19 protein-coding genes are annotated in these 20,028 nt (G+C 72.6%); 8 read left to right on the top strand and 11 right to left on the bottom strand.

The window, feature by feature from the left end; translation table 11 throughout:
* Positions 1-37: 37 nt before the first annotated feature.
* The 3 genes from NMK34_RS25175 to NMK34_RS25185 form a co-directional block, all read right to left on the bottom strand.
* Positions 38-1,828: a 3-hydroxybutyryl-CoA dehydrogenase gene (locus NMK34_RS25175; protein ID WP_318335467.1), complete on the bottom strand. Its 1,791-nt coding sequence runs from the start codon at positions 1,826-1,828 to the stop codon at positions 38-40.
* A 123-nt stretch (positions 1,829-1,951) separates the two neighbouring features.
* Positions 1,952-3,016 carry an alpha/beta hydrolase gene (locus NMK34_RS25180; protein ID WP_318335468.1) on the bottom strand — a complete coding sequence of 355 codons (1,065 nt, stop codon included), beginning with the start codon at positions 3,014-3,016 and terminating at the stop codon, positions 1,952-1,954.
* A gap of 526 nt (positions 3,017-3,542) precedes the next feature.
* A complete protein-coding gene (locus NMK34_RS25185; RefSeq protein WP_135241787.1) occupies positions 3,543-3,989 on the bottom strand; it encodes an FHA domain-containing protein in 447 nt (148 codons plus the stop codon).
* Positions 3,990-4,207: 218 nt separating this feature from the next.
* Here NMK34_RS25185 and NMK34_RS25190 point away from each other — a divergent pair, with 218 nt between their 5' ends.
* On the top strand, positions 4,208-5,710 hold the full coding sequence (locus NMK34_RS25190) for an aldehyde dehydrogenase family protein (RefSeq protein ID WP_318335469.1): 1,503 nt from the start codon (positions 4,208-4,210) through the stop codon (positions 5,708-5,710).
* Positions 5,711-5,719: 9 nt separating this feature from the next.
* Here NMK34_RS25190 and nucS read toward each other — a convergent pair whose 3' ends face one another.
* Entirely contained in the window at positions 5,720-6,379 is a 660-nt protein-coding gene (gene nucS / locus NMK34_RS25195) for an endonuclease NucS (RefSeq protein WP_030503891.1), read from the bottom strand.
* 71 nt (positions 6,380-6,450) lie between these two features.
* On the opposite strand from nucS, the gene NMK34_RS25200 reads away from it, so the two are divergent.
* Positions 6,451-7,068, top strand: coding sequence for a DUF4126 domain-containing protein (locus NMK34_RS25200; RefSeq protein WP_013288236.1), 618 nt, complete (start codon positions 6,451-6,453; stop codon positions 7,066-7,068).
* 59 nt (positions 7,069-7,127) lie between these two features.
* Entirely contained in the window at positions 7,128-7,424 is a 297-nt protein-coding gene (locus tag NMK34_RS25205) for a DUF1540 domain-containing protein (RefSeq protein ID WP_013288237.1), read from the top strand.
* A 116-nt stretch (positions 7,425-7,540) separates the two neighbouring features.
* Here the strand turns inward: NMK34_RS25205 and NMK34_RS25210 are convergent, their stop codons facing one another.
* From NMK34_RS25210 to NMK34_RS25225, 4 genes are all read right to left on the bottom strand, one after another.
* Positions 7,541-9,544 (bottom strand): protein meaA, encoded by a 2,004-nt coding sequence (locus NMK34_RS25210; RefSeq protein ID WP_318335470.1) that lies wholly within the window; start codon positions 9,542-9,544, stop codon positions 7,541-7,543.
* A gap of 101 nt (positions 9,545-9,645) precedes the next feature.
* On the bottom strand, positions 9,646-11,799 hold the full coding sequence (locus tag NMK34_RS25215; protein ID WP_318335471.1) for an FtsX-like permease family protein: 2,154 nt from the start codon (positions 11,797-11,799) through the stop codon (positions 9,646-9,648).
* Positions 11,796-12,476, bottom strand: coding sequence for an ABC transporter ATP-binding protein (locus tag NMK34_RS25220; RefSeq protein ID WP_318335472.1), 681 nt, complete (start codon positions 12,474-12,476; stop codon positions 11,796-11,798). The genes NMK34_RS25215 and NMK34_RS25220 overlap by 4 nt, the downstream gene beginning before the upstream one ends.
* Positions 12,473-12,997, bottom strand: a complete 525-nt coding sequence (locus tag NMK34_RS25225) for a PadR family transcriptional regulator (protein WP_318335473.1) — start codon at positions 12,995-12,997, stop codon at positions 12,473-12,475. Before NMK34_RS25225 ends, NMK34_RS25220 begins: the two co-directional genes overlap by 4 nt.
* Before the next feature lie 86 nt (positions 12,998-13,083).
* Between NMK34_RS25225 and NMK34_RS25230 the strand changes: the two genes are divergently transcribed.
* The 3 genes from NMK34_RS25230 to NMK34_RS25240 all read left to right on the top strand — a co-directional run bounded on the left by NMK34_RS25230 (position 13,084) and on the right by NMK34_RS25240 (position 15,670).
* Positions 13,084-13,932, top strand: coding sequence for an ABC transporter ATP-binding protein (locus NMK34_RS25230; RefSeq protein ID WP_318335474.1), 849 nt, complete (start codon positions 13,084-13,086; stop codon positions 13,930-13,932).
* A complete protein-coding gene (locus NMK34_RS25235; RefSeq protein ID WP_013288243.1) occupies positions 13,929-14,774 on the top strand; it encodes an ABC transporter permease in 846 nt (281 codons plus the stop codon). Before NMK34_RS25230 ends, NMK34_RS25235 begins: the two co-directional genes overlap by 4 nt.
* 86 nt (positions 14,775-14,860) lie before the next feature.
* Positions 14,861-15,670, top strand: coding sequence for an alpha/beta hydrolase (locus tag NMK34_RS25240; RefSeq protein WP_318335475.1), 810 nt, complete (start codon positions 14,861-14,863; stop codon positions 15,668-15,670).
* A gap of 108 nt (positions 15,671-15,778) precedes the next feature.
* On the opposite strand, the gene NMK34_RS25245 is transcribed toward NMK34_RS25240, so the two are convergent.
* Positions 15,779-16,627: a 3-hydroxyacyl-CoA dehydrogenase family protein gene (locus NMK34_RS25245; protein ID WP_135241796.1), complete on the bottom strand. Its 849-nt coding sequence runs from the start codon at positions 16,625-16,627 to the stop codon at positions 15,779-15,781.
* Positions 16,628-16,696: 69 nt separating this feature from the next.
* A complete protein-coding gene (murA, locus tag NMK34_RS25250) occupies positions 16,697-18,118 on the bottom strand; it encodes a UDP-N-acetylglucosamine 1-carboxyvinyltransferase (protein ID WP_318335476.1) in 1,422 nt (473 codons plus the stop codon).
* On the opposite strand from murA, the gene NMK34_RS25255 reads away from it, so the two are divergent.
* The gene (locus tag NMK34_RS25255; RefSeq protein WP_013475364.1) at positions 18,117-18,689 is read left to right on the top strand and encodes a cob(I)yrinic acid a,c-diamide adenosyltransferase; all 573 of its coding nucleotides are present in this window, start codon (positions 18,117-18,119) and stop codon (positions 18,687-18,689) included. The two genes, murA and NMK34_RS25255, sit on opposite strands and share 2 nt — an antisense overlap.
* On the top strand, positions 18,665-19,081 hold the full coding sequence (locus NMK34_RS25260) for a VOC family protein (protein WP_318335477.1): 417 nt from the start codon (positions 18,665-18,667) through the stop codon (positions 19,079-19,081). Before NMK34_RS25255 ends, NMK34_RS25260 begins: the two co-directional genes overlap by 25 nt.
* A 45-nt stretch (positions 19,082-19,126) precedes the next feature.
* Here NMK34_RS25260 and NMK34_RS25265 read toward each other — a convergent pair whose 3' ends face one another.
* Complete coding sequence (locus tag NMK34_RS25265; protein WP_318335478.1) at positions 19,127-19,705, bottom strand: hypothetical protein; 579 nt, start codon at positions 19,703-19,705, stop codon at positions 19,127-19,129.
* Between the last annotated feature and the right edge of the window lie 323 nt (positions 19,706-20,028).

Genomic DNA, 20,028 nt, shown 5'->3' on the forward strand with positions numbered 1-20,028 from the left:
CGAAGACGCCGTCACCGGGCCCGGCTGTTGACAGCGGTCAGCGCCGGGTGTGGTCGCGGAACCCGCGGCCGGACTTGCGGCCCAGGTAGCCGGCCGTGACCAGGTGCTCCAGCAGCGGCGCCGGGGCGAAGCCGGGCTCGCGCAGCTCCAGGTACAGCTCCCGCTGGATGGCCAGCGAGACGTCCAGCCCGACCACGTCCAGCAGCTCGAACGGGCCCATCGGGTAACCGCAGCCGAGCTTCATCGCGTAGTCGATGTCGTCGGCGGTCGAGTAGCTGGCCTCCAGCATCTTCACCGCGTCGTTCAGGTACGGGAACAGCAGCGCGTTGACGATGAAGCCGGACCGGTCACCGCAGACCACGCCGGTCTTGCCGAGCTTCGCGCAGACCGCGCGGGCGGTGGCCGACGTCTCGGCGGAGGTGCGGATGGTCTGCACGATCTCCACCAGCGGCATGATCGGCGCCGGGTTGAAGAAGTGCAGGCCGACCACGTCGGCGGGGCGCTGGGTCGCCATCGCCACGTCGATCACCGGCAGCGACGAGGTGGTGGTGGCGAGCACGACGCCCGGCTTGCAGATCTCGTCGAGGCTGGCGAACAGCGCCTTCTTGACGCTCAGCTCCTCGATCACGGCCTCGACCACCAGGTCGACGTCGGCCAGGTGCTCCAGCGTCGCGGACCACGTGATCCGGCCGAGCGCGTCGTCCCGGTCGGTCTCGCTGAGCTTGCCGCGCACCACGCCCTTGTTCAGCGAGGTCTTCACCGCCTCGCAGACCTTCGCGGACTTCTCCGCGCCCCGGGTCACCGAGATGACCTCGTAGCCGGCCTTGGCGAACACCTCGATGATGCCGGTGGCCATGGTGCCGGAGCCGACCACGCCGACCTTCGCGATGGCGCGGGCGCCGTCGGCGAGCGCGGCGTCCGCGGCGAGCGGCGTGAACTCGTCGGGTACGACCTTCGGCGAGCCCGGCCGCTCGTAGGTGTAGAAGCCCCGACCGGACTTGCGGCCCAGCAGACCGGCGGTGACCATCTGCTTGAGCAGCGGGGCCGGGGCGTGCCGCCGGTCCCGGCCGCCGCGCCGGTACATCGTGTCGAGGATCTCGTACGCGGTGTCCAGGCCGATCAGGTCCATCAGCGCCAGCGGGCCCATCGGCAGGCCGCAGCCGAGCTTCATGGCGGCGTCGATGTCCTCGCGGGTGGCGTAGCGGGCCTCGAACATGCCGACCGCGTGGTTCAGGTAGCCGAACAGCAGCGCGTTGGCGATGAAGCCGGCCCGGTCACTGATCGTCACGTCGACCTTGCCGAGCCGCTCGCAGAGCGCCTCCACGTCGGCGACCACGTCGGCGGAGGTGACGACCGTGCGGACCACCTCGACCAGCTTCATCACCGGGGCCGGGTTGAAGAAGTGGATGCCGATGACCTGGTTGGGCCGGGTGGTGGCGACGGAGATCTCGGTGACGCTCAGCGAGGACGTGTTGGTGGCGAGGATCGCCTCGGGCTTGCAGACCCGGTCCAGCTCGGCGAAGATCCGCTGCTTGAGGTCCAGGTGCTCGGGCACCGCCTCGATCACCAGGTCCACGTCGTGCAGCGCGTCCAGGCCGACCCGGAAGTCGACCCGCGCCATCAGGGCGTCCCGCTCGGCCTCGGCGAGCTTGCCCTTGGCGACCGCCCGGTCGGTGGAGCCGGTGAGCGTGGTCCGGCCGCGCTCCAGCGCCGCGTCGGAGATCTCGACGGCTGTGACGTCGACGCCGTTGCGGGCGAACACCTCCACGATGCCGGCACCCATGGTGCCCAGACCCACCACGCCCACCCTGGTGAACTCCCGCGCCACGACCGGCCTCCCCTGGCTCGACTCCGCCGTCCGCGACATGAACGGCCGCTAAGGTTATGCGCCGGAGTCTGCCACGTGACGCTGTGTTGTCGAGACGCCGTGGGATATTTCACGCACCACGCCTCACCCGGTGGCGTTCTCCCCGGCCAGCGCCAGCAGTTCGGCGACGAACTCCGCCGGCCGCTCCAGGTGCGGGCTGTGCCCGCAGCCGGGCAGTACCACCTCGCGGTACGTCCCGCCGGCCGCCGCGTACCGGTCCAGCACCGCGCGGGTCTGCCCCACCATCGGCTGCGGCGGGCACTCCCCGTCGCCGGGCCAGGCGGGCACCACACCGAGCCGGCCGAGGTACGCCAGGTCGAACAGCGAGGTGTCCGAGACGATCACGTCGGCGTCGCCGCGTACCCAGGTCACCGGCGGCTTGACCGGGACGGCGACCAGCTCGTCGGCGAGCCGGAAGTGGGCCGGGGCCAACGCGTTGAGGACGCCGCGCGGCCCGGCGGCGGTCCCCGGCCAGTGGGCCGAGGCGACGGCGGTGCCCGGGTAGTTGTCGTCTCCGGTGGCGGTGGTCAGCATGCTGTCCAGCAGCAGGTCCTCGTCGTCGCCGAGGGACGCGGGGTCGGCCACGTACGCGGCGCGCAGCACCGCCCGCGGGCTGGTCGGGCCGTCGGCGCTCTGGTCACCGGCGGCGAGCCGGGCCACGAAGTCGGGATTCGCGCCGCCGGCGCCGGTACCGGCGAAGTCGGGCGTGGTGGGGGTGCCGTCGAGGTCCCGGGTGCCGCCGAAGCCGTACGGGGACACCGGCGCCTCCAGCAGCAGCCCGGCCACCCGCTCGGGGTGGCCGACGAGCAGCCGCATCGCCACGCCGCCGCCCAGCGAGTGCCCGGCCACCACCGGCCGGGCGCCGGGCGCGAACAGCCCCGGGGCGTCCAGCAGCGCGGCCACGTCGTCGGCGAAGTCGTCGAGCCCCCGGGTGGCGTCGACCGGCGCGGTGTCTGTTTCGCCGTAGCCGCGCAGGTCGGGGGCGACCACCCGCAGCGTCTCCGGCAGCCGGGCGAGCAGCGGTTCCCAGAACGCGGAGGAGGAGACGTTGCCGTGCACCAGCAGGACCGGTACGCCGTCCGGTGGACCGGCCACGCGGACCGCCTGGGTGATGCCGTTGGCCTGGACGGTGAGCCGTGCGCTGCGCATCCGCGCATGCTGGCACGCACGCCCACCCCCGGTCCATGTGCCCCACAGACACAGCGGGCCACCCGGAGATGGCGCACGCCCCCGGGCACCGCGCGCCCCGCCGCCCCCGCATCCCGCCGCCGCACCCCACTTCACCTACCGCGTTGATCATGAAGTTGGCGGCGTTCCGCGTCCGATTTGTCGCCGCAAACTTCATGATCGACGGGACCTGGGAACGTCCGCCCACTCCTTGATCACCGCGAGTAGGCGGGCCGGGGAGGGGCGCCGAGAAGGCAGCGGGTGGCGGGGCGCGCGCTCAGGAGCCGCCGGGCTGAGCACGCGGGCCGGCGCGAGGCCGGGGTCAGCGCGGGTGCGAGGGCTCCGCGAGCACCGGGAATCAGCGGCCGTCGAGGGATCAACGTGGCGCCTCGACGGCCCAGCGGGTGCCGGCACTCAGCAGCCGTGGAGGACGCAACGCGGTATCGAGGGCCCGACGAGCGGGTGCCGGGAATCAGCGGCCTCGAGGGCGCAGCGAGGGCTGGGGCCGCTAGCTGACGTCGGCCGGCTGCGCCTCGCGGGCCTCGATCGGCTGGCGCGGCCCGGGGACGGGCAGCGGCACAGTGGGGCGCTGGTCGCGGCGCATCGCGCCGAAGCTCATCCCGACCGGGTCGGTGCGGGCCACACCCGGGTCGTAGAGGCGCAGGTCGGTGCGGCCCAGCCGGACCACGTCGCCGTCGGCGATCGCCACGCTGCCGGTGACCCGGGTGTCGTTGAGCCAGGTGCCGTTCGTCGAGCCCAGGTCGGTGAGCAGCACCCCCTCCGGGGTGGCCCGGACCGTGGCGTGCCGCCGGCTCAGGTGCGGGTCGGCGAGCACGATGTCGGCGGTCGGCGCACGGCCGATCACCTGCGCCTCCTGGCCGACCCGGAACGTGAGCCCTCGCATCGCCCCGCCCGACACCGTCAGCAACGGCATCAGCTCAGGATGCTCCTCCATGGACAGTCGACCTCCACCCCACATCGCCCCGCGGCGTCAGCCTGCCACCTCACCGTAGTGGCTTGCACCACCGCGCGGTCACCCCCGCGACCCCGGCCGGTCATCTCCCGTTCGCCGTTTCGGACGGCATCTCCGTCGATGCGACGGCTGATCGTCCGCGCAGCGTACGGCGCGTTCGACACCTACCGGCGAGTAATCCTCGGGTCTAGACTTCGGCCATGACCGCTGTGCATGTGCCGGGCGCCCCGCTCATCTCCGACGGTCGGCTGGTGTCGACCAGCCCGGCCACCGGCGCCGAGGCAGGCAGTTTCCCGCTGGCCACCGAGGCGGACGTGCGCGCCGCCGTCGACCGCGCCCGGGCGGCCGGCGACTGGTGGGCCGGGCTCGGCTTCGCCGGCCGGCGCGACCGCCTCCAGCGCTGGCGCGGCGTGCTCGCCCGGCGGATCGAGGAACTCGCCGACCTGATGCACACCGAGGGCGGCAAGCCGGTCGGTGACGCGGTGGTGGAGATCCTCACCGCGCTGGAGCACATCGACTGGGCGGCCCGCAACGCGCAGCGGGTGCTCGGGCCGCGCCGGGTCCGCTCCCGCCTGGTCCTCGCCGAGTTCAGCGGTCACCTCGAATACCAGCCGTACGGCGTGATCGGTGTGATCGGCCCGTGGAACTACCCGGTCTTCACCCCGATCGGCTCCGCCGCGTACGCGCTCGCGGCCGGCAACGCGGTGGTGTTCAAGCCCAGCGAGTACACCCCGGCGGTCGGCCAGTGGCTGGTCGACAGGTTCGCCGAGGTGGTGCCGGAGCAGCCGGTGTTCCAGGTGGTGCACGGCTTCGGCGCGGTCGGCGCGGCGCTGTGCCGCTCCGGGGTCGGCAAGGTCGCGTTCACCGGCTCGACCGCCACCGCCAAGCGGGTGATGGCCGCCTGCGCCGAAACGCTCACACCGGTGCTGCTGGAGGCCGGCGGCAAGGACGCGATGATCGTGGACAGCGACGCCGACCTGGACGCCGCCGCCGACGCGTGCGTGTGGGGCGGGATGACGAACGCCGGCCAGACGTGCATCGGCATCGAGCGGGTCTACGCGGTCGACCAGGTCTTCGACGCCTTCGTGGAGAAGGTGGTGGCGAAGGCCGGGCGGCTCACCGTGGGCGCCGACGGGTCCGACCTCGGCCCGATCACCATGCCGTCGCAGATCGACGTCATCCGCCGGCACATCGACGACGCGCTCAGCCGGGGCGGCCGGGCGGTGCTGGGCGGCCCGGAGGCGGTCCAGCCGCCGTACGTGCACCCGACGGTGCTGGTCGACGTGCCGGAGGACTCGGCCGCCGTGCAGGAGGAGACGTTCGGGCCGACGCTCGTGGTCAACCGCGTCCGGGACGTGGACGAGGCGGTCGAGCGGGCGAACGCGCTGCCGTACGGGCTCGGGGGTTCGGTCTTCGGCCGGGCGCGGGCGGTGGCGGTCGCGCGGCGGTTGCGGTCCGGGATGGCCTCGGTCAACTCGGCGCTGACCTTCGCCGGCATGTCGACGCTGCCGTTCGGCGGCACCGGCGAGTCCGGCTTCGGCCGCATCCACGGCGAGGAAGGACTGCGCGAGTTCGGCCGGCCCAAGTCGGTCACCCGCCGCCGGGCCCGGTCGCTGCTGCCGGCCATGACGTTCGAGCGCACCCCGGCCGACATCGCCCGGATCATCAAGATCGCCAAGCTGATGTACGGCCGGGGCCGCTGAGGCGGCGCCTCAGAACAGCGTCAGCTCGTCGCGCTCGATGCCGCGCAGCTTGTCGTAGTCGACCACCACGCACCGGATCCCCCGGTCGGTGGCGAGCACCCGCGCCTGCGGCTTGATCTCCTGCGCGGCGAACACACCGGCCACCGGCGCGAGCAGCGGGTCGCGGTTCATCAGTTCCAGGTAACGGGTGAGCTGCTCCACGCCGTCGATCTCGCCGCGCCGCTTCACCTCGACCGCCACCGCGCCGCCGACCGCGTCCCGGCAGAGCAGGTCGACCGGCCCGATCGCGGTCATGTACTCCCGGCGGACCAGCGTGAAGCCCTCCCCCAACGTCTCCGGGTTCGCGGCGAGCAGCTCCTGCAGGTGCGCCTCGACGCCGTCCTTGCGCAGGCCCGGGTCCACGCCCAGCTCGTACGAGGTGTCCTGGAAGATCTCCTCCAGGGTGATGCGCAGTTCCTCGCCGGCCTTGTTCACCACCCGCCAGACGCCTGGCGCCTCCTCCAGCCGGCAGGGCGGGCTCATCCAGTTCAACGGCTTGTAGGCCCGGTCGTCCGCGTGGATCGACACCGACCCGTCCGCCTTCACCATCAGCAACCGGGTCGCCGGGGGCAGGTGGGCCGAGAGCCGTCCGACGTAGTCCACCGAGCACTTCGCAATCACCAACCGCACCCGCCGAGGGTAGCCGAGGCCCCGGCGGACGCCGACGAGCGCCACTGGCGTACCGGTGCCATATTGAGATCGTGCTCGAAGTCCTCACCGGTTCCGGCCTGGCCGCCTCGGCGGGCCTGAACGCCTACATCCCGCTGCTGCTGATGGGGCTGCTGTCCCGCTACACCGATCTGGTCGAGCTGCCGAGCGGCTGGCAGTGGCTCGGCAACGGCTGGGTGGTGCTGATCCTCGCCGTCCTGCTCGCGGTCGAGGTGGTGGCCGACAAGGTGCCTGTGGTCGACCACGTCAACGACGTGGTGCAGACGGTGGTCCGGCCGACCGCGGGCGGGCTCGCGTTCGGCGCGGGCGCCGGCTCGGAGACGGTCACCGTGAGCGACCCGGACACGTTCTTCTCCACGCACCAGTGGGTACCGGTGGTGGTCGGCGTGCTGATCGCGCTCGGCGTGCACCTGCTCAAGGCCGCCGCCCGTCCGGTCATCAACGCGACCACGGCCGGGGTGGGCGCGCCGGTCGCCAGCACCGCCGAGGACGCGACGAGCGTGGTCATGTCGGTGGTGGCGCTGCTGCTGCCGGTGCTGGTGCTGGTGTTCCTGGTCGCCCTGGTGTTCTTCGTACCGTGGCTGTTCCGCCGCCGCCGGGAGCGGCGCCGCGAGCGCGCCGCGGCCCGCGCGGCCGGCTTCCGCGTCTGACCCGCACCGACTCCCGAAACCTCTAAAATCGGGGCAAGAAACCCAAGGAGGTACGGGAGATGACCGCGTCGTTGGAGATGCCCCGGGTCCAGGAGTGCGCCGTCCGGTCCTGCGCCTACAACCACACGAACGACTGCCACGCGTTCGCCATCACGATCGGCAGCAGCGACCACGCGCACTGCCACACGTTCGTGGAGATGCCGGTGCGCGGCGGCCTCGACCAGTTGGTCGCGCAGGTCGGCGCGTGCTCGCGCGCCGACTGCCGGCACAACGCCGACCTGGAGTGTCACGCCCCGGCCATCACCGTCGGCCCCGACATGGACATGGCCGACTGCATGACCTACGAGAGCCGCTGACCCACCCGCGCGGATGCGGCGCCTGCTTGCGGGCGCCGCTTTCGCGCGCGGTTGTCGCGCGGGTGTTAAGAAGGGGCCCCTTCCCTACCGGAGGCGTTAATAAGGGGCCCTTCCTTTCACGACAGGGCGTTGGCCTCGCGGATCACTGTGACCAGCTCGTCGATGATGCCGGTGAGCGCGAAGTCCTTCGGCGTGAACACCCTTGCCACCCCGGCCGCGCGCAGCGCCTCGGCGTCGGCGGCCGGGATGATCCCGCCCACCACCACCGGCAGGTCGCCGCGCCCGGCAGCGCGCAGCCCGTCCAGCACCGCCGGCACGGCGGCCAGGTGCGAGCCGGACAGCACGGAGAGGCCGACCAGGTCGACGTCCTCCTCCACCGCCGCCGCCACGATCTGCCCGGCGGTCAGCCGGATGCCCTGGTAGACCACCTCGAAGCCGGCGTCACGGGCGCGTACCGCGATCTGCTCCGCGCCGTTGGAGTGCCCGTCCAGCCCCGGCTTGCCGACCAGCAGCCGCAGCCGGCCGCTGCCCAGCTCCCGGGCGGTGGCGGCGACCCGCTCCCGGACCCCGGCGAGGGTCGCGTCACCGGCTGTCCCGACCGCCCCGGCCAGGCCGGTCGGCGCGCGGTACTCGCCGTACACCTGGCGCAGCGCGCCAGCCCACTCGCCGGTGGTGACCCCGGCCCGCACGCAGTCCAGCGTCGCCGGCATCAGGTTCGCCGTGGTGGCGGCATCGGCGCGCAGCCGGTCCAGCGCCGCCTCGACCGCCGCCGCGTCCCGGTCGGCCCGCCACCGGCGTACGCCGTCGGTGGCCGCCTCTTCGACGGCCGGGTCCACCTGCTCGATCGCCTCGGCGCCGGCCGCTGTCAGCGGGGACGGCTCGGTCTCGGTGAACCGGTTGACGCCGACCACCACGTCCGAGCCGGACTCCATCCGGCGGCGCCGGTCGGCGAGCGAGGCCACCAGCGCGCTCTTGAGGTAGCCGGTCTCGACGGCGGTGACCACGCCGCCCATCTCCAGCACCTTCTCCAGCTCGACCCGGGCGCCGGAGACGATCTCGTCGACCAGCGCGGTCATCACGTGCGAGCCGGCGAACAGGTCCGGGTACTCCAGCAGGTCCGACTCGTACGCCAGCACCTGCTGCATGCGCAGCGACCACTGCTGGTCCCACGGGCGGGGCAGGCCCAGCGCCTCGTTCCAGGCGGGCAGCTGCACGGCGCGGGCGCGGGCGTCGCGGGACAGCGTGACGCCGAGCATCTCCAGCACGATCCGCTGGATGTTGTTCTCCGGCTGCGCCTCGGTCAGGCCCAGCGAGTTGACCTGGACGCCGTAGCGGAACCGGCGCTGCTTCGGGTTCTCCACGCCGTAGCGGTCGCGGGTGATCTCGTCCCAGAGCGCGCCGAACGCGCGCATCTTGGCGATCTCCTCGACGAAGCGCACCCCGGCGTTGACGAAGAACGAGATCCGCTGGACCACATCACCCATCCGCTCGGGCGGCACCTGACCGGAGTCGCGCACGGTGTCCAGCACGGCGACGGCGGTGGCCAGCGCGAAGCCGACCTCCTGCACCGGCGTGGCGCCGGCCTCCTGGAGGTGGTACGAGCAGATGTTGACCGGGTTCCACCGGGGCATCTCGCGCAGCGTGTACGCGATCACGTCGGCGGTCAGCCGCAGCGACGCCGCCGGCGGGAAGATGTACGTCCCCCGGGACAGGTACTCCTTGATGATGTCGTTCTGCGTGGTGCCGGCGCAGCGGCTCAGCTCCGCGCCCTGCTCGGCGGCGACGGTGCCGTAGAGGCCGAGCAGCCACATCGCCGGCGCGTTGATGGTCATCGAGGTGTTCATCTCGGCCAGCGGGATGCCCTCGAACAGCGCCCGCATGTCGCCCAGGTGCGCCACCGGCACGCCGACCCGCCCCACCTCGCCGGAGGCCAGCTCGTGGTCCGGGTCGTACCCGGTCTGGGTGGGCAGGTCGAAGGCGACCGACAGGCCGGTCTGCCCCTTCGCCAGGTTGCGGCGGAAGAGCGCGTTGGTGGCCGCGGCGGAGGAGTGCCCGGCGTACGTGCGCATCACCCACGGGCGGTCCCGCTCGGGCAGCCGTCCCGGCATCGCGTCGTCCATGGCCGGAGTTTAAGTTACCGTTCAGTAAAAGAGAGTGTGGAAAACCACACAACCCGATGCCCGCACCGGTGGGCCGGCGTGCCGCCGGCCCACCGTACGGGTCATTCGCTGCGGGCGGTCTCCGGGCCGGTGATCCGTTCCAGCAGCGGCAGGGTGGCGGCGACGACCGCGAGGCAGCCCAGCACGCCGAGGGCCACCACGGCGGCGAACCCGATCCCCGGCAGGCGCAGGTCGTAGTCCATCTGCGCGCGCAGGAACAACTGCGCGGCGGCCAGTCCCATCCCGACCGCCACCACGGCGACGGTCAGCAGCGGCACCGTGCTCTCCACTGCTACCACCCGGCGCAGCAGCCGTACCGGGGCGCCACTGAGCCGGAGGAGGCTGAACGGCCGCTTCCGTTCGCTGAGACCGGCCGCCACCGCCACTGCCAGGCTGCATCCGGCGAGCACCAGACCGGCCACCACGACGATGTCGGCCAGCCGCTGCCAGCCCCGCATGGTGTCGGCGAAGTCGGCCTCGAAGTCGCCCGGCACGTTCGGCGCCACGAAGAAGGCGGGGAAGGCGGCTTCCAGGATCGTCCGGGCCCGCTCGACAGCGGCCGGGTCCGCCGCCTCGACCGCCACCGAACCGGCGGGCAGCCCGGAAAGCGCGGCCGGGTCCACCGGGGACGACGGCCAGACCCGGTCGGCCGAGGCGGACTCCCGCCAGGGGATCAGTTCCGGTGCCACCTCGGCGACGCTCGCCCCGGGGGCGCACCGCCCGTACGCGGGTGGAATGTCCGCGCAGGCGATCACGCCGGAGTCGCGGCCGTCACCGCGTACCGGGTTCTCCCGGACGAGTACCGGGTTGCGGACGCCGGGCACCGCCGCCAGGTCGGCCAGCAGCCTGCCCGGCACCGGCGGGTCGTTCGTGAGCACCATCGACAGCCGGCCGGCCTCGAGGGAACCCCGGGGCGCCGGACCGCGCTCGTGCGCGATCGTCCCCATCACGCCGACCGCCACCGTCGTGACGAACAGCGCCAGCATCACTCCGCTCACCGCGCGGAACCCGGCGGCCGGGTTGTCGGCGAGCCGGCGCGCGGCGATCAGCGCGGCGGGCCGGCTGGCGCGAGCGGCCATCGCCCGGGCGCCGACCATGGTGAGCCACGGCCCGCCCGCGATCAGCCCGACCATGACCAGCAGCAGCGCGGGCAGGAACAGCGCGGTCTGACCGTCCGAGGTGGGCGGCCGGTACACCAGGGCGAAGCCCAGCCCGGCCAGGCCGAGCGCGAGCGGGATCAGCCGGTACAACCGGGGCGGTCGCGGCGTGACCCGGCGGCTGACGCCGAGCGGGGAGATCCGGACCCGGCGCAGGGCGAGCCAGGCCGCGGCCGCCGCGCCCGCCGGCACGCCCAGCGCCACCACGAGGGCCTCCGGCACCCCGACGGCCATGTCCTCCGGGAAGAACGGCATGCCGGTGAACGGGATGCCGGCGAGCTGCCCACGGAACGCGAAGAACGACGCGAAGCCGGCCGCCGCGCCGGCCGCCGCCGCGAGTGCGGCCTCGACGGCCGCGATGGCCGAGATCTGCCGGGGCGTGGCACCGACCAGCCGCATGGCCGCGAACCGCTGCTCCCGGCGAGCGGCACCGAGCCGGGTCGCGGTGCCGATGAAGACGAGTACGGGGAACAGCAGGCCGCCCGCCACCACGCCGAGGATGAGGTCGATCGCCGCCCTCGGCAGCGGGGCCCGGTTGTCGTCGAGCCGGGTGACCTTCCGGACCTGGTCCAGGCCGCCCACCTGCTCCGGGGTGCCGCCCACCAGGACGAGCAGAGTGTCCGGCGAGGTGAGCGCCGCCGGCCCGACGACGCCGAGGTCCCGGCCCGGGTAGCGGTCGGCGAGCTGGTCGGCGGGGATGGTGGCCAGCAGGTCGCGCAGCGCCGGGGAGGCGTAGAACTCGCCGGGCCCCGGCGCGCGGGGGACGCCGATCGGCGTGGGCGCGTCCGGACCGGTCGCGGCGACGTCGATACGGAGGATCTGATCGCCCCGGAAGTAGTCGGTGCGGGTGGACCACAGCAGCGGGTCGGCGGACCCGCCCGCCGTCTCCTGCGGGTACATCGACGCGTAGCGGGTGAGCTGGGCGTCGGTGGCGTGCACACCGGCGAGCGTGGTGAGCAGCAGCCCGGTGCCCACAGCGACGGCGGCGGCTACGGCGACCAGCCGGACCAGCGCCTCCCGGCCACCGGCGACGGCGAGCCGGAGCGCGAGCCCGATCACGAGACGACCCCGGCCGGTGCGTTGACCCGGCCGTCGCGCACCATGACCTCCCGGTCGGCGTACGCGGCGATGCGCGCCTCGTGCGTCACCAGGACGACTGTGGTGCCGCGCTCGCGGGCGGCGTCGACGAGCAGCGTCATCACCTCCTCGCCGGTGAGCGAGTCGAGCGCGCCGGTGGGCTCGTCGGCGAACAGCACCCGCGGCTCGGCGACCAGGCCGCGGGCCAGCGCGACCCGCTGGGCCTGCCCGCCGGACAGTTCACCGGACCGGCGGTGCTCCAGGCCGGCCAGGCCGAGCCGTTCGAACCAGCCCTGGGCGGCGCGCAGCGCCGGGGTGCGGCGGACGCCGCGCAGCAGCAGCGGCAACGCCACGTTCTCGGCCGCGGTGAGTTCCGGTACGAGCTGCCCGAACTGGAAGACGAAGCCGAACCTGTCGCGGCGCAGCGCGCTGCGGTCGGCCTCGCCGAGCGTGTCGATCCGGGTGCCGTCGAACCGGACCTCGCCGGAGTCGGGGCGCAGGATGCCGGCCAGGCAGTGCAGCAACGTCGACTTGCCGGAGCCACTCGGCCCCATCACGGCGACGACCTCACCGGCCGCCACGGCGAGGCTCGCGCCGCGCAGGGCCGGTGTCTCGCCGAACGCGTACGTGACGTCGCGCGCCTCGATCATCGGGCTCATGGGCGTACCGCCTTTCTCAGGGCGTCCAGCCGGGCGCCCGTCGTCTCGATCCACCGCAGGTCCGCCTCGAGGTGGTAGAGGCCGTGGTCGGCCAGCATCACGTCGACGAGTTCGCCGCCGCGTTTGATCTCGGTGAGTTCGCGCATCCGGCGCAGGTGGGCGGCGCGCTGGGTGTCCAGGTACTCCTCGGCCGGGCGGTCGAGCATCAGCGCGAGCACGACCTTGGTGAACAACAGGGTCTGCAGGTGCGGTTCCGGCTCGACCGGCTCGGTCAGCCAGTGCTCGACCTCGGTGGCGCCCCGGTCGGTGATGACGTAGCGCTTGCGGTCCGGCCCGGCGCCGGGAGCGACGTCGCCGACCACCACCTTGCCGTCGCGGGCCAGCCGGCTCAGCGTCGAGTAGACCTGCCCGTACGGCAGCGGCTTGCCGCGCCCGAAGAAGGTGTCGTAGTCGCGCTTGAGGTCGTAGCCGTGGCTCGGTTCGCGTTCGAGCAGCCCGAGCAGGGTCAGGGGAACCGTCATGACCAGAGACTACACCGAGTGTATACCCCGCGTATATAGCTGACCCGGCAGTGGAACGGGCTACCGCACGACGCACACTTGACGTCATGGAGAACGAGCTCGCGATTTCCGTGCGAGGGCTGCGCAAGGCGTACGGCGACAACGTCGCGGTCGCGTCGGTGGACCTGGACGTCCGCCGGGGCGAGGTGTTCGCCCTGCTCGGCCCCAACGGCGCCGGCAAGACCACCACGGTCGAGATCCTGGAGGGCTACCGGCAGCGCGACGCCGGCGAGGTACGCGTCCTCGGCGCCGACCCCGCCCACCCCGACGCCGGCTGGCGCTCCCGGGTCGGCATCGTGCTCCAGGGCACCGGCGAGTTCGACGAGCTCAGCGTCATCGAGGTGGTCCGCCACTTCTCCGGCTTCTACCCGGGCGCCGACGACCCGGACAAGGTGGTCGAGCGGGTCGGGCTGGGCGCCAAGGCCAAGGCGCGCACGCACACGCTCTCCGGCGGGCAGAAGCGCCGCCTGGACGTGGCGCTGGGCATCATCGGCCGCCCCGAGCTGCTCTTCCTCGACGAGCCGACCACCGGCTTCGACCCGGAGGCCCGGCGCGAGTTCTGGGAGCTGATCCGGGACCTGTCCGCCGCCGGCACCACGATCGTGCTCACCACCCACTACCTGGACGAGGCCGAGGCGCTCGCCGACCGGGTCGGCGTGATCGCCGCCGGACGGGTGATCGAGGTCGCGCCGCCGAACGCGCTGGGTAACCGGCAGGAGTCGCTGGCGACCGTCTCCTGGCGTACCCCGGACGGGACGCCGGCCTCGGCGGAGACCGCGACGCCGACGGCGCTGGTGGCCGACCTGGCCGCGCGCTTCGGCGGCGAGGTGCCGGGCCTCACCGTGACCCGGCCGACCCTGGAAGACGTCTACCTGCGGATGATCGGACACTCATGACCACCACGACGAAGCCGGCGGCCCCGGTCGCCGCCACCTCCGCCCGGCGGTCCGGGGCGGGCGCGCTGGCGCTGCGTCAGGGGCGGCTGGAGATCACCCAGTTCCTGCGCAGCCGGGAGTCCGTCGTGTTCACGATGGGCTTCCCGATCATCATGATCCTGATCTTCGCGGCGATCTTCAGCGACGAGATCGCCCCCGGGGTCAGCTACACCCAGTACTTCATCACCGGCATGATCGCGACCGGTCTGATGACGGTGAGCTTCCAGAACCTCGGCATCTGGATCCCGATCGAGCGGGACCGGGGCGTGCTCAAGCGCTACCGCGGTACGCCGATGCCGAAGTGGGTCTGGTTCGCCGGCAAGGTGATCATGGTGGTGGTGATCGGCATCGCCGAGACCGCGCTGCTGCTCGCCGTCTCGGTGGCGATGTTCGACCTCCAACTGCCGCAGACCACCGGCAAGTGGCTGACGTTCGCCTGGGTCGCCGTCCTCGGCGTCACCGCCTGCACGCTGTGCGGCATCGCCATCTCGTCGCTGGCCCGCACCGCCCGCAGCGGCTCGGCAGTGGTCACCCCGGTCGCGCTGGTGCTCCAGTTCATCTCCGGCGTGTTCTTCGTCTTCACCAGCCTGCCCACCTGGATGCAGCAGGTCGCGGCGATCTTCCCGCTCAAGTGGATGTGCCAGGGGCTGCGGTCGGTCTTCCTGCCGGACAGCTTCGGCGCGCGCGAGCCGGGCGGCTCGTTCGAACTGGGCACCGTCGCGCTGGTGCTGGGCGCCTGGTGCGTCATCGGCCTGGTGCTCTGCCTGACCACGTTCCGCTGGACCACAAAGCGCGACGGCTGAGGTGTAAGGAAGGGCCCCCTATTAACGCCTGCGGTAGAGGAAGGGCCCCTTCTTAACACCCACGTGGCGGTGGCACACTCGCCGGCATGGCATCGACGCTGACCCGGCGTACCCTGCTCGGCGCCGCCGCCGGCGTGGCCGGCGCCGCGGTGGTCGGCGGCCTGGCCGCCCGGCAGCTGTCCGGCCCCCGCCCGGGACCGGCGCCGTCCCTGCCGGACGCCCCGGCCGGCGACGAACGGCTGATCCGCATCGCGTCCGGCGCGCGCGGTCGCGAGGTCGACTTCTGGACGGCCGTGCCCGACGGGTACGGCGACGGCCGCGGCCTCCCCGTCTGCCTGGTGCTGCACGGCGCGTCGGCCACCCCGCGCGACTACGGCCGGTTCGGGCTGGCCCGCTTCCTGACCGACGCGGTACGCCGGGGCGCCCCGCCGTTCGCGCTCGCGGGCGCCACCGGCGGACGGCTGTCCTGGCGCGCCGCCGGTGACGACGACCCGCAGCGGATGGTGCGCGAGGAGGTGCCCACCTGGTGCGCCCGGCGCGGGTTCGACAGCAGCCGGCTGGCCGTGTGGGGCTGGTCGATGGGGGGCTTCGGCGCGTTGCTGCTCGCCGAGACGTACCCGAAGTGGCTGCGGATGGCCGCGGCCTTCTCCCCCGCGGTGAGCCCCGGCGACGCGGTCTTCACCGGCGTGGAGAGGCTGCGCGGCACCCCGGTGGGGCTGTGGTGCGGGCGGCAGGACAACTTCCTCAGGGACGTGCGCGCGCTGGCCCGGGCGCTGCCCGAGGAGCCGGTACGCGCCGCCTGGGCCGACGGGCGGCACAACTTCGGCTACTGGGGCACCGTCATACCGGACGCGTTCGCGCTGATCGGCGCCGCGCTCAGCCCGCCCCGAACGTGAACCGGCACCGGACGTGAACCGGCACCGCACCTGAACCGGCACCGGACGTGAATCGGGCCCGCACGTGAACCGCCCCCGGCCGCGCGGGCCGGGGGCGGGACGGGCCGGTCAGTACGAGTAGAAGCCCTGGCCGGTCTTGCGGCCCAGGTCGCCGGCGGTGGCCATGCGCTGGAGCAGCTCCGGCGGGAAGAACTTCTCGTCGGCGGTGTCGGTGTAGATGTTGCGGGTGGCGTTGAGCAGCACGTCCACGCCGGTCAGGTCGACAGTGGCGAGCGGGCCCATGGCGTGGCCGAAGCCCAGCTTGCAGGCGGTGTCCAGGTCCTCGGCGGAGATCACGCCGGACTCGACGAGCTTGACCGCCTCCATCGCCAGCGCGCAGATCAGCCGGGTGGTGACGAAACCGGCGATGTCCCGGTTGACGACCACCACGGTCTTGCCGATCCCCTCGGCGAACGACTTGACCGTGTCCATCGTCGCGTCGCTGGTCTTGTAGCCGCGTACCAGCTCGCAGAGCTTCATCATCGGCACCGGCGAGAAGAAGTGCGTGCCGACGACCGACTCCGGGCGCTCGGTGGCGGTGGCGATCTGGGTCACCGGGATGGCCGACGTGTTGGTGGCGAGCACCGCGTCCGCCTTGCAGATCTTGTCGAGCGCGCGGAACACCTCGTGCTTGATCTCGATCTTCTCGAAGACCGCCTCGACCACGATGTCCGCGTCGGCGGCGGCCTCCAGGTCGGTGGTCGGGGTGATCCGGCCCAGCGTCGCCTCGACGTCGGACGCCTCGATCTTGCCCTTCTCGGCGAACTTCGTCAGCGACTTCCGGATGCCGTCCACACCGCGCTTCGTGGCTGCGTCGTCGATGTCGCGCAGCGTCACCTGCCAGCCCGCCTGCGCCGCCACCTGGGCGATACCCGAGCCCATCAGCCCGGCACCGACGACCGCGAGTCGACCCGCCATCTGCTTCTCCCTCGCCGTGTTCTGCAACGTCTGCCAGAACCCTACTTAACGAGGGATAAGCCCCGGCTGTCAGATGGCCAGGTCCGGCTCCTCCGGCGCGGTGCCGCGCTCCACCTCGACACCGAGCGCCCGCAGGTCGGCCACGAAGTCCGGGTAGCCCCTGTCGACGTGGTGCACGTGCGAGACCTCGGTGAGGCCGTCGGCGCAGAGCCCGGCGATGATCAGCCCGGCACCGGCCCGGATGTCGGTGGCGCGGACCGGGGCGCCGGACAGCCGCTCCCGGCCGCACACCAGGGCGTGGTGACCGTCGGTACGGATCTCCGCGCCCAGCCGCATCATCTCGTTGGCGAACATGAACCGGCCGTCGAAGATGTTCTCGGTGATCAGCGAGCCGCCCTCGCTGACCGCCGCCAGTCCGATCGCCATCGGCAGCAGGTCGGTGGCGAAGCCCGGGTAGGGCAGCGTGACCACGTCGACCGCCCGGGGGCGGTCGTCCATGCGTACCCGGAAGGCGTCGCCCCGGGTCTCGACCAGGCCGCCGGCCGCGACCAGCTTGTCCAGCGCGACCTCCAGGTACGCCGGGTCCAGGCCGGTCACCGTCACGTCGCCGCGGGTCATCGCCGCGGCGAACGCCCAGGTGCCCGCCACGATCCGGTCCCCCACCGTGGCGTGCCGGACCGGCCGCAGCTCGGGTACGCCGACGATGTGCAGCGTCGACGTGCCGGCCCCTTCGATCCGGGCGCCCATCCGGTTCAGCATCGTGCAGATGTCGACGATCTCCGGCTCCCGGGCCGCGTTGTCGATCGTCGTGGCGCCCCGGGCCAGCACCGCCGCCATGACCAGGTTCTCGGTCGCGCCCACGCTCGGGAAGTCCAGCACGATGTCGGCGCCGTGCAGCCCTCCCGGGGCCTCGGCGATGACGAAGCCGTGCTCACCGGAGATCTCCGCGCCCATCCGGGCCAGCCCGGCGATGTGCATGTCCAGGCCGCGCGAGCCGATGGCGTCGCCGCCCGGGTGCGCCACTCGCACGTACCCCCGGCGGGCCAGCAGCGGGCCCAGCACGCAGATCGACGCGCGCAGCCGCCGGACCAGGTCGTAGTCGGCCTCCGCGCCCGGCTGCTCCGGCACGTCGATGAGCACCGAGCGGGACCGCGCCACACCGCCGTGGGCCACCATCGGGTCGACCGGGTCGTCCGGCCCGAAACGTACGCCGCAGCCGAGCCGCCGCAGCACCTCACCCATGATCGCGATGTCGGTGATCCGGGGCACGTTGGTGATGATGCTGCGGCCGGGCGCGAGCAGCGCGGCGGCCATCAGTTTCAGCGCGGAGTTCTTCGCACCCACCACGTGCACGGCGCCGGCGAGGCGGGCGTCACCGCGTACCCGGATGACGTCGACGTCGCTGACCGCCGGATCTCCCGCGTCCCCCGGCCCCACCGGGCTCGGCCGGGCCGGGATGGTCAGGTCCGGTATCCGTAGGCTGTGCGTCATGGCCGTCCACCTCACGCGCATCTACACCAAGGCCGGCGACGCCGGCATGACCAGGCTGAGCAACAACGAGCAGGTGCCGAAGACCGATCCGCGTATCGCCGCGTACGCGGACGTGGACGAGTGCAACGCCTCGATCGGCGTCGCGCTCGCCCTGGGGCAGCTCTCGGACGAGCTGCGGGCCGTGCTGGAGTCCGTGCAGAACGACATGTTCGACGTCGGCGCGGACCTGGCGACGCCTGTCGAACCGGATCCGAAGTACCCGCCGCTGCGGGTGACCGAGGAGTACGTCGAGCGCCTCGAGGGCTGGTGCGACGAGTACAACGCGCGCCTGAGCAAGCTCGACTCCTTCATCCTCCCCGGCGGCACCGCGGGTGCGGCACTGCTGCACGTGGCACGGACGACCGCTCGGCGCGCCGAGCGTGCGGCATGGGCGCTGGTCGCACACGACCCCGATCGGACCAGCCCCCTCCCGGCAAAGTATCTCAACCGGCTCTCCGATTTGCTCTTTATCCTGTCAAGAACGGCAAATCCGGACGGCGACGTGCTATGGGTTCCGGGCGGGAAGCGCTGACCATCGGCGGCCTCCATCACGTGGAGGTGTGGGTACCCGACCTGGCGGCGGCCAGTCGTTCCTGGGGCTGGCTTCTCGGCGAGCTGGGCTGGACGCTCTACCAGGACTGGCCCGCCGGCCGTTCCTGGCGGCTCGGCGCGACCTACATCGTGCTGGAGGAGTCACCCGCGCTCACCGGCCGCACCCACGACAGGCGCGCGCCCGGCCTGAACCACCTGGCCTTCCACGCCGGCCCGCCGGCCGCCGTCGAGCGGCTGGTCACTGCCGCCGGAGAGTACGGCTGGACGCTGCTGTTCCCGGACCGGCACCCGCACGCGGGCGGCCCGGACAGCTACGCCGCCTACCTCACCGACGGGCAGGGGTACGAGGTCGAGCTGGTCGCGCAGACGTGAAAAGGCCGGCACCCCGTTGGTTCGGGGTGCCGGCCTTCGTATCTCTTACTTGTTCCAGTGCTCGGCCACCAGGTCGGCGGCCTGCTGCTCCCACTGGGCGTAGTGGTCCGGGTAAGCACTGACCTGGACGGTCTGGGCGGCCTTGGTCAGGGGCATGTCCTGCCAGCCGTCGACCTGCTTCAGACCCTTCAGGAAGGCGGTGGTGGAGTACTCGGGGTCGGTGATCTGCTCCACCGTGCCCCAACCACTGGAGGGGCGCTGCTGGAACAGGCCCTGCGAGTCGTGGTCGTTACGGTCACCGAGGTGGCCGAGGTTCTCCAGCTTCGACTCCTGCAACGCGGTGGCGATGGAGACGACGGCGGCGCGTTCGTCCATGCCGGCCTTCTTCGTCGCCGCGATGATCGCCTTCACATTCGCGGTCTGCTCGTCGTTCAGGTCGATCCGCGACTGCTCACCCTGCACACCGTGCGGGATCAGCTTGTCACCCTGCACGCTCACACTCACCGGCTTGGCCGCGTGGATGGTGGTGTCGGCCGCGTGGGCGGCGACCGGACCGGCGAACACACCACCGGTGAAAGCCAGACCAGCAATACCCAGAACGCTCTTCCGCAGAATCGTGTTCATCACAAGTGCTCCATTCGGGGGTCGACACACCCCGCCGGGGGACGGGAGGCGTGGGCACCGTCAGGCGCTCAAGAAAAGTCTTGGGGGATCCCGGCAGCTCGCGGGGCACAGGGGGTGCCTCTGCGCGGCGCCAGGAAGCATGTCCAACGACCCGCGACCCGGCGTCATTCCCGGGCCGGCTCACGTCGCCGGAACCATCGTCAACGACCAGCCGGCCTCGTCTGTTCCCGCAGGCCGTGCGGCCCATCAGGGGCAGGGCCGGTGCTCGGTCGTTCACCCGTCTACAACGCCCGGCACCCGCACACGATTCCGCCGTCAGAGTG

Origin of the sequence: Micromonospora sp. BRA006-A (assembly GCF_033433935.1) — a bacterium.
Lineage (GTDB): Bacteria > Actinomycetota > Actinomycetes > Mycobacteriales > Micromonosporaceae > Micromonospora > Micromonospora aurantiaca.